12 protein-coding genes are annotated in these 6,669 nt (G+C 61.6%); 4 read left to right on the top strand and 8 right to left on the bottom strand.

Translation table 11 applies throughout. From position 1 onward, the window contains the following. Window positions 1-100: 100 nt before the first annotated feature. From NKH28_RS33905 to NKH28_RS33880, 6 genes are all read right to left on the bottom strand, one after another. Entirely contained in the window at window positions 101-535 is a 435-nt protein-coding gene (locus NKH28_RS33905) for an RT0821/Lpp0805 family surface protein (protein ID WP_352471010.1), read from the bottom strand. Between the two features lie 121 nt (window positions 536-656). Beyond that, on the bottom strand, window positions 657-2,084 hold the full coding sequence (locus NKH28_RS33900; RefSeq protein ID WP_352471109.1) for an ATP-binding protein: 1,428 nt from the start codon (window positions 2,082-2,084) through the stop codon (window positions 657-659). Between the two features lie 10 nt (window positions 2,085-2,094). Further along, on the bottom strand, window positions 2,095-2,760 hold the full coding sequence (locus tag NKH28_RS33895; RefSeq protein ID WP_023718390.1) for a response regulator transcription factor: 666 nt from the start codon (window positions 2,758-2,760) through the stop codon (window positions 2,095-2,097). 64 nt (window positions 2,761-2,824) lie between these two features. Beyond that, window positions 2,825-3,124, bottom strand: coding sequence for a hypothetical protein (locus NKH28_RS33890; protein ID WP_352471009.1), 300 nt, complete (start codon window positions 3,122-3,124; stop codon window positions 2,825-2,827). A 380-nt stretch (window positions 3,125-3,504) separates the two neighbouring features. After that, window positions 3,505-3,915, bottom strand: coding sequence for a DUF3168 domain-containing protein (locus tag NKH28_RS33885; RefSeq protein WP_352471008.1), 411 nt, complete (start codon window positions 3,913-3,915; stop codon window positions 3,505-3,507). 107 nt (window positions 3,916-4,022) lie between these two features. Continuing rightward, window positions 4,023-4,286, bottom strand: a complete 264-nt coding sequence (locus NKH28_RS33880; protein WP_352981423.1) for a hypothetical protein — start codon at window positions 4,284-4,286, stop codon at window positions 4,023-4,025. On the opposite strand from NKH28_RS33880, the gene NKH28_RS33875 reads away from it, so the two are divergent. Next, window positions 4,276-4,407 carry a hypothetical protein gene (locus NKH28_RS33875; protein ID WP_352871557.1) on the top strand — a complete coding sequence of 44 codons (132 nt, stop codon included), beginning with the start codon at window positions 4,276-4,278 and terminating at the stop codon, window positions 4,405-4,407. The genes NKH28_RS33880 and NKH28_RS33875 overlap by 11 nt on opposite strands. A gap of 43 nt (window positions 4,408-4,450) precedes the next feature. After that, window positions 4,451-4,642 carry a hypothetical protein gene (locus tag NKH28_RS33870; protein WP_352501784.1) on the top strand — a complete coding sequence of 64 codons (192 nt, stop codon included), beginning with the start codon at window positions 4,451-4,453 and terminating at the stop codon, window positions 4,640-4,642. A gap of 30 nt (window positions 4,643-4,672) precedes the next feature. Here the strand turns inward: NKH28_RS33870 and NKH28_RS33865 are convergent, their stop codons facing one another. Continuing rightward, on the bottom strand, window positions 4,673-4,939 hold the full coding sequence (locus tag NKH28_RS33865) for a DUF1488 family protein (protein ID WP_254819951.1): 267 nt from the start codon (window positions 4,937-4,939) through the stop codon (window positions 4,673-4,675). Next, window positions 4,936-5,208, bottom strand: coding sequence for a hypothetical protein (locus tag NKH28_RS33860; protein WP_352471005.1), 273 nt, complete (start codon window positions 5,206-5,208; stop codon window positions 4,936-4,938). The genes NKH28_RS33865 and NKH28_RS33860 overlap by 4 nt, the downstream gene beginning before the upstream one ends. A gap of 242 nt (window positions 5,209-5,450) precedes the next feature. Between NKH28_RS33860 and NKH28_RS33855 the strand changes: the two genes are divergently transcribed. Together NKH28_RS33855 and groEL are read left to right on the top strand one after the other, a co-directional pair. Continuing rightward, window positions 5,451-5,789 carry a co-chaperone GroES gene (locus NKH28_RS33855; protein ID WP_352981422.1) on the top strand — a complete coding sequence of 113 codons (339 nt, stop codon included), beginning with the start codon at window positions 5,451-5,453 and terminating at the stop codon, window positions 5,787-5,789. A gap of 101 nt (window positions 5,790-5,890) precedes the next feature. Next, a partial coding sequence (gene groEL / locus NKH28_RS33850) for a chaperonin GroEL (protein ID WP_352981421.1) occupies window positions 5,891-6,669 on the top strand: 779 nt, incomplete at its 3' end.

Raw genomic sequence — 6,669 nt, 5'->3', positions numbered from 1 at the left:
CCATCACAGCCATCATGCGAAAGCTCATCATCCTCGCAAACGCACTACTCAGGGACAATCGGACCTGGACACCATCTCTCCCTTGACCAACACGGATACTCTACGTCAGCGGCGTCCAGCTGCCGTCGGCATTGCGGCAGGCGGTTCCGCGCGCGGTGGCGCCGGCGGTGCCGGTAAACACCGTATGGGTGTATTGCCGGCAGTCCTGCGAGCCGACGCGATAGGGCTGGGCGGCGACCACTTCGCCGCGATGGGCCGAACTGTCGCTCTTCCAAGCCACTTTCTGGCCGCTCGCCGTGTATTCAAGCGCCTTGTATTCCGCCTCGAGCGCGCTGCGCTTCTCGGTCTCGCTCAGGCCGGCGCCGATAGAGCCGCCGACGAGGCCGCCGCCCATGGCGGAGATGATCGTCGTCGCCACCTTGGCGCCGCTGGGGGGCGTCAAGGCCGGCGTCACCGTAACGGCCGGGCCCTTGCCGAGCGTCGTGCAGCCGGAGACGGCGAGCAGGGCGGAAACGAGCGCGACGCGAATCTTCATGCCAATACCGGCTTTCTTGAGCTGGACCGCCGCGCTGTCAGCAGCTGGCGCGGCCATAATGTCGATGTTTGTCGGAAATTTGGCCGCAGCCAGCCACCTGGAAAAGCAATCTGGAAAAGCATTACTGAAGGCTCCGCAATCGAACCATCGCCTTCAATCCACCCATGATGGATCGTTCCAGCGCCAGAGAGCCTCCATACTCGTTGACAAGGTCGGCGACAATGGCAAGTCCGAGCCCGCTGCCCGGTTTTGTCTCGTCGAGCCGCCGGCCGCGCTGCAACACCTCGCGCGCCTTGTCGTCGGGAATGCCGGGGCCGTCATCCTCGATGCTGATCTCGAACAGGTTGGCTGCGCCTTCCGTGCCAGCGCCACCTTTGCTGGAGATTGGCTTGACCGAAACGGCGACCGCGCTCCTTGCCCATTTCATCGCATTGTCGAGCAGATTGCCGAGCAGCTCCTCCAGGTCCTCGCGTTCGCCGGCAAAGACGATGTCGGTGGCCGGCAGCGACAGCGACAGCGCCGTCTGCGGGTTGAGCTTTTGCAGCACCCGAACCATGCGCTGGACCAGCGGCGCCACCGGCGTACGGTAGACGACGCTGTCGCGCTGCGCGGCGACGCGAGCACGTTGCAGATAATGGTCCACTTGCTTTTGCATGGAAGCGGCCTGCTCGGCGATCAGCTGGCCCTTGGCGCCACCCAGCGCCCGTCCCTCGTTGAGCAGCACGGCAAGCGGCGTCTTCAGCGAGTGCGCGAGGTTGCCGACCTGCGTGCGCGACCGCTCGACGATACGCCTGTTGTTCTCGATCAGCGCATTGGTCTCGTTGGCGAGCGGCTCGATCTCGGCCGGGAAACGGCCATCTAGGCGCTGCGCGGTTCCTTCGCGCACCATGGCAAGCGCATTCCTGACCCGGCGCAGCGGCTGCAGGCCGAGCAGGATGGCAATCGCATTGATGGCGATCATGCCGACGCCGAACAGCGACAGATAGGTCAAAAGGCGCCGCTGGAAGGTGGCGATTTCCTGCTCGAGCTCGGTCTGGTTGCCCATGACGCGGAAGCGCGCGGCGCGGTTTTTCGCATCGAGCACGAACTCGCTCTCGAACACCTCCAACTGCTCGCCTTCGATGCCGTCCGCTGAATAGCTGCGCTGGAAGCTGGCATTGAAGGGCACCTCGGCAACGCTTGGCGACGGGATCGCCTTGGTCATCGACGACGAATGGAGATCGCCGTGCACGCCTTCCGAGGCAGGCTCGACCGACCAGTACCAGCCGGAATTCGGTTCCGAGAACCTCAAATCACCAAGGTCGGGGGCGCCGGTCAATTGGCCGCTTTCAGAAACGCCGACCGAGCCGATCAGGTTGAACAGATGCGCCGAAAGCAGGCTGTCGAAACCGCGCTCGCTGGCCTGGCGATAGAGCGTGGTGATCAAGGTGAAGATGACGACCAGAGTGAGGATCGCCCAGACCGTGGAAAAGGCGATGACGCGAAACGCCACCGAACGCGGCCATGACCGCAGCGACGGCGTGTTCGAGACGGCGGGTTTTGTAGGCAGCGGTTCCGCGTTACGCCTCCGGCTTACGCATGCGGTAGCCCATGCCGCGAACAGTTTCGATCATGTCGATGCCCATCTTCTTGCGAAGCCGTCCGACAAAGACCTCGATCGTGTTGGAATCGCGGTCGAAATCCTGGTCGTAGAGATGCTCGACCAGCTCGGTCCGGGACACCACCTCGCCCATGTGGTGCATCAAATAGGCAAGCAAGCGAAATTCGTGCGAGGTCAGCTTCAGCGGCACGCCGTCGACGTCGGCCTTGGAGGCCTTGGTGTCGAGGCGGAGCGGCCCGCAGGTCAGTTCGGACGAAGCGTGCCCGGCAGCACGCCGGATCAAGGCCCGCACCCTGGCCAGGATTTCCTCGATGTGGAAGGGTTTGGTGACGTAGTCGTCGGCGCCGGCGTCGATGCCGGCAACCTTGTCGCTCCAGCGGTCGCGTGCCGTCAGGATCAGCACCGGCATCTTGCGGCCGCCGCGCCGCCATCGCTCGACCACGCTGATGCCGTCCATCTGCGGCAGGCCGATGTCGAGCACCACGGCATCGTAGGGCTCGGTGTCGCCGAGAAAGTGCCCTTCCTCGCCGTCGAAAGCGCGGTCGACGACATAGCCGGCATCGACCAGCGCGTCGCCGATCTGCCGGTTGAGATCCTTGTCATCTTCGACGACGAGTACGCGCATGCGGAAGGCCTGTTGAAGCTGTTCAGATATAGGCCGATTCCGGCAGTCTGGGAAACGGCACGGTTCAGTTCAGCGGAACGACGATCTCCGAGCGACGCGGACGCTGCCCTTCCTTGCCCGGAACCAGCACGACGATGACGCAGACGGGCTGGCCGCCGCGTGTCGACTGCGAGGCCTTGGCCAAGGTGCCGCCATTCTGCTCGGCCACCTGCTGGCCGATCGCATAGCAGTCGGAGGCGGCGAGGACGACCGGTTGGGGCTGCTCGGGCACGACAACGGGGATCGCCATCGCCTGCGACGCAAGCAGACCGGCGGCTGACAGCGCCAGTGCCGCGGTCCGGAAGTGGGAGCGAAGGGTTTTCATGGTCAGCGTTCTAACGCGCCGGTGCTGAACGTGATATGAACGGTGAACGCTCGAATGCATGCCCGCCACACCCCTGAAGCGCGAGATTACCGGATTGCCATTTCGCCGCCCATCCCGCGAAATTGCCAAGTTTAACCTAGCCCTCCGATCCTTCGCCGACAACCGGGCATCGTTTGGCAGTGAAAGGCAATCGCTTCAGGTTTGCCCCGACTTCGATAATCGATCCGGCAACCGAAGGCAGATTCAGGCGAACCGACCGGAAATAAAAACCCGCCTCTGCGGCGGGTCGCTGGCGCCATCAGCACCATACGCGAATTAGTAGCATAGCTGCCGGCACAAAGCAAGAACAAAATTGCCGGATTGTAAAAAATGCCCGGTGGTCAGCCCTCGTCCTTGATCACGGCGCGGAAGCGCAGCAGCCCGTGATGGGCCGAAAGGTCCTCGTCGTAGCGGGCTTCGGCGAATTCGAGCTTGAGGTAGGCGCGGCGATGTTCGCCGAGCGAGAGAGCCGTATCGCGCAGGCGGGTGCTAACAAGGTCCATGATGTCATTGGTTTCCTTGCTGGCCTCTGATTTCGACCAGACATGCAACGTCAGCAACTGTTCTGCGTCGTTCTCCATTCCCGTTGCCCAATCGTAGACGCTGGTGCGGCCGAAGGTCATGTGGGGGAACGCAACATTTTCCGGCGCACGGTCGAACAATCGTGCGTCGCCCAGTGCCGCCGATAAATCGGGATCGTCATTCACTGCCTCGAATATGGCCTTCTGCAATTCGACGGCCGGCGCGGTCATCGTCTTTCCCTTCGTCCGTCGCGTCGACCTCCCGGCTGCGTAGCTGCGTTGCATGAAGGCATCCCGCCAAAGCGCGAATCAGCGCGTCTCATGCGGATTATGAACCTTCATGATCTCGGCAATAAGCCCTGCTCCTGGAATGCGCGACGCCCCGGCCGTCCGCGCCACGGACCCTTGAGGGTGATGCCAACCTGCGCGAAGTCATTTGGCATGCAGGAGTTCGAAAAAAGGATGCTATGACGATGTCTGGTTTCCAGACATTCGAGGTCGTTTTTCGTGCGCGAGCCGTCGCTGCTGCCTGTCTTCGGAAAGCTTGGGGCCAAGGCGCCGCCGGTCGCGATTGCGGCGTCGACCATGTCGATGACCGTCAAGAGTCTGGTCAACCACACTCGGGAGGTGCTCTCGGCGTACGGTAGCCTGGCCCTGAAGCTGTCCGTCGTTTTGTGGACGGTGCTTGTCGTGGCGGCAGTATTCTTCATCGCCCAGGCCTGATCGAGCGACATTCATTGATTGGGCGGAAACGAAAGGACCCAAGATGGCAAAGCGCTACGCGCTCCGTATGGAACATCCTCACAGCTGGACCGTCTTCGACGTCTTCACCGGCCAGCCGGTCGAGCTCAAGCAGCAACTCACGGCCAGTTTGAACACGCGCGATGCGGACGCGATGGTCGACCGGCTGAACGGTCGCGACGTCAAGCGGCGAGCGAAGGCGGACCGGAAGCCCTGACAAAGCGTCTTGTGGACGGATCGCGACGGACTAGCGAAAATCGGCCGCAGTCAGCACATATATGCTCCTGCGGGTGCGGGCATAGGCATTCCTGGCGACATCGTGGATCGAGTTGGAAGCCGTGTCGAAGGCTGCCAGGTAGGTAGCTTCTGAGGCCGCCGTTCCCGGCTGCATCTTGGAGATGGCATCGGTTGCGACAGAGAAGGAAATCTGGAACATCCCGTCATGGCCGACGAAGCGGATGCGTTTGCTTGCCTCGTCGTAGCTGCGGCTGGGATTGGGAAATGTCAGGCTCATGATTTCGCCTCCGTCGATGCAGATACGGCCTTCTTGACTGCCCGTGACGCCCGCTTCTTCTTTGGTGCGACCGGATTCAGAGCTTCCGCCGCGCGGTCCGCCTCTTCCTTGGCCAGTCGCAATTCCCTCAGCCTTGCCGTTTTGATGCTCCTCGCCTTGGCTTCCGAGAGATATTCGGCAGTTGCTTTGTTCCGCTCCGCCGTCTTCTTTTGATTTTCCATGAAGCGGGCCTGAGCTTTTTCCATGATGTTCTGATTGCCTTCGGCCATCGGTAAAATCTCCCTTGCAGCGAAAGTCGTGAATGTGAATTCACCATAAAATAGGTGTTCAAAGATAGAAATTCAATTTCATTAATATTCGGCAAGGCCCGAACACCAGGGGATAACCAGGCAAGATAATACGTTCAATATTTCATGTGCCCTATGAATATTTTTTGGCGCTCCTATCAATCGAGTGCCAGGGCGCCTATAGAGAGGGGCGGCCGCCTAAGCTGGCCCCAGAAAGAGTCCCCATGAAATTCCGGCCACTCCACGATCGCGTCGTCATTCGGCGCGCCGAAAGCGACACCAAATCCAAGGGCGGCATCATCATCCCCGACAATGCCAAAGAAAAACCGCAGGAAGGCGAAGTGATCGCTGTCGGGCCGGGCGCGCGGGACGAAAGCGGCGCGCTGATCCCGCTCGACGTCAAGGCCGGCGACCTCATTCTGTTCGGCAAATGGTCCGGCACCGAGGTCAAGATAGACCGCGAGGACCTTCTGATCATGAAGGAGGCCGATATCATGGGCATCATCGAAAAAAGCGAGACGGGCATCATCGACAAGACCGTGGCTGCCAAGAAGGCCGCCTGATTGGAAGGCCGCGCGCCCTCCCGCGCGCGCGCAAAGGACGCTCCGAGCTTTGATTCAGGCGCTGCAAGCGCCTTGCCACGACAACCGAACTGGAAAAGATCATGTCTGCCAAGGAAATCAAATTCTCCACCGACGCGCGTGACCGCATGCTGCGCGGCGTCGAAATCCTCAACAACGCCGTCAAGGTGACGCTCGGCCCCAAAGGCCGCAACGTCATTATCGACAAGGCCTACGGCGCGCCGCGCGTCACCAAGGACGGGGTGGCCGTGGCAAAGGAAATCGAGCTTTCCGACAAGTTCGAAAACATGGGCGCGCAGATGGTGCGCGAAGTGGCCTCGAAGACCAACGACCTTGCCGGCGACGGCACCACCACCGCCACGGTGCTTGCCGCTTCCATCCTGCGCGAGGGCGCCAAATTCGTTGCCGCCGGCATGAACCCGATGGACCTCAAGCGCGGCATCGACCTTGCCGTCAGCGCCGTCGTCAAGGAAATTCAGGCGCGCGCCAAGAAGGTCAAGTCCTCAGCAGAGATCGCGCAGGTCGGCACCATTGCCGCCAATGGCGACACCAGCGTAGGCGCCATGATCGCCAAGGCGATGGACAAGGTCGGCAATGACGGCGTCATCACCGTCGAGGAGGCCAAGACCGCCGAAACGGAGCTCGACGTCGTCGAAGGCATGCAGTTCGACCGCGGCTATCTCTCGCCCTATTTCGTCACCAATGCCGAGAAGATGCGTGCCGAGCTGGAAGACCCTTACGTCCTCATCCACGAAAAGAAGCTCGGAAATCTGCAGGCACTGCTGCCCATCCTCGAAGCCGTGGTGCAAAGCGGCAGGCCGCTGCTGATCATCTCCGAGGACGTCGAGGGCGAAGCGCTGGC

The sequence above is a fragment of the Mesorhizobium sp. M1227 genome (assembly GCF_040318315.1).
Classification (GTDB): Bacteria; Pseudomonadota; Alphaproteobacteria; order Rhizobiales; family Rhizobiaceae; genus Mesorhizobium.
This window is presented reverse-complemented; position numbering and strand designations above follow the sequence as displayed.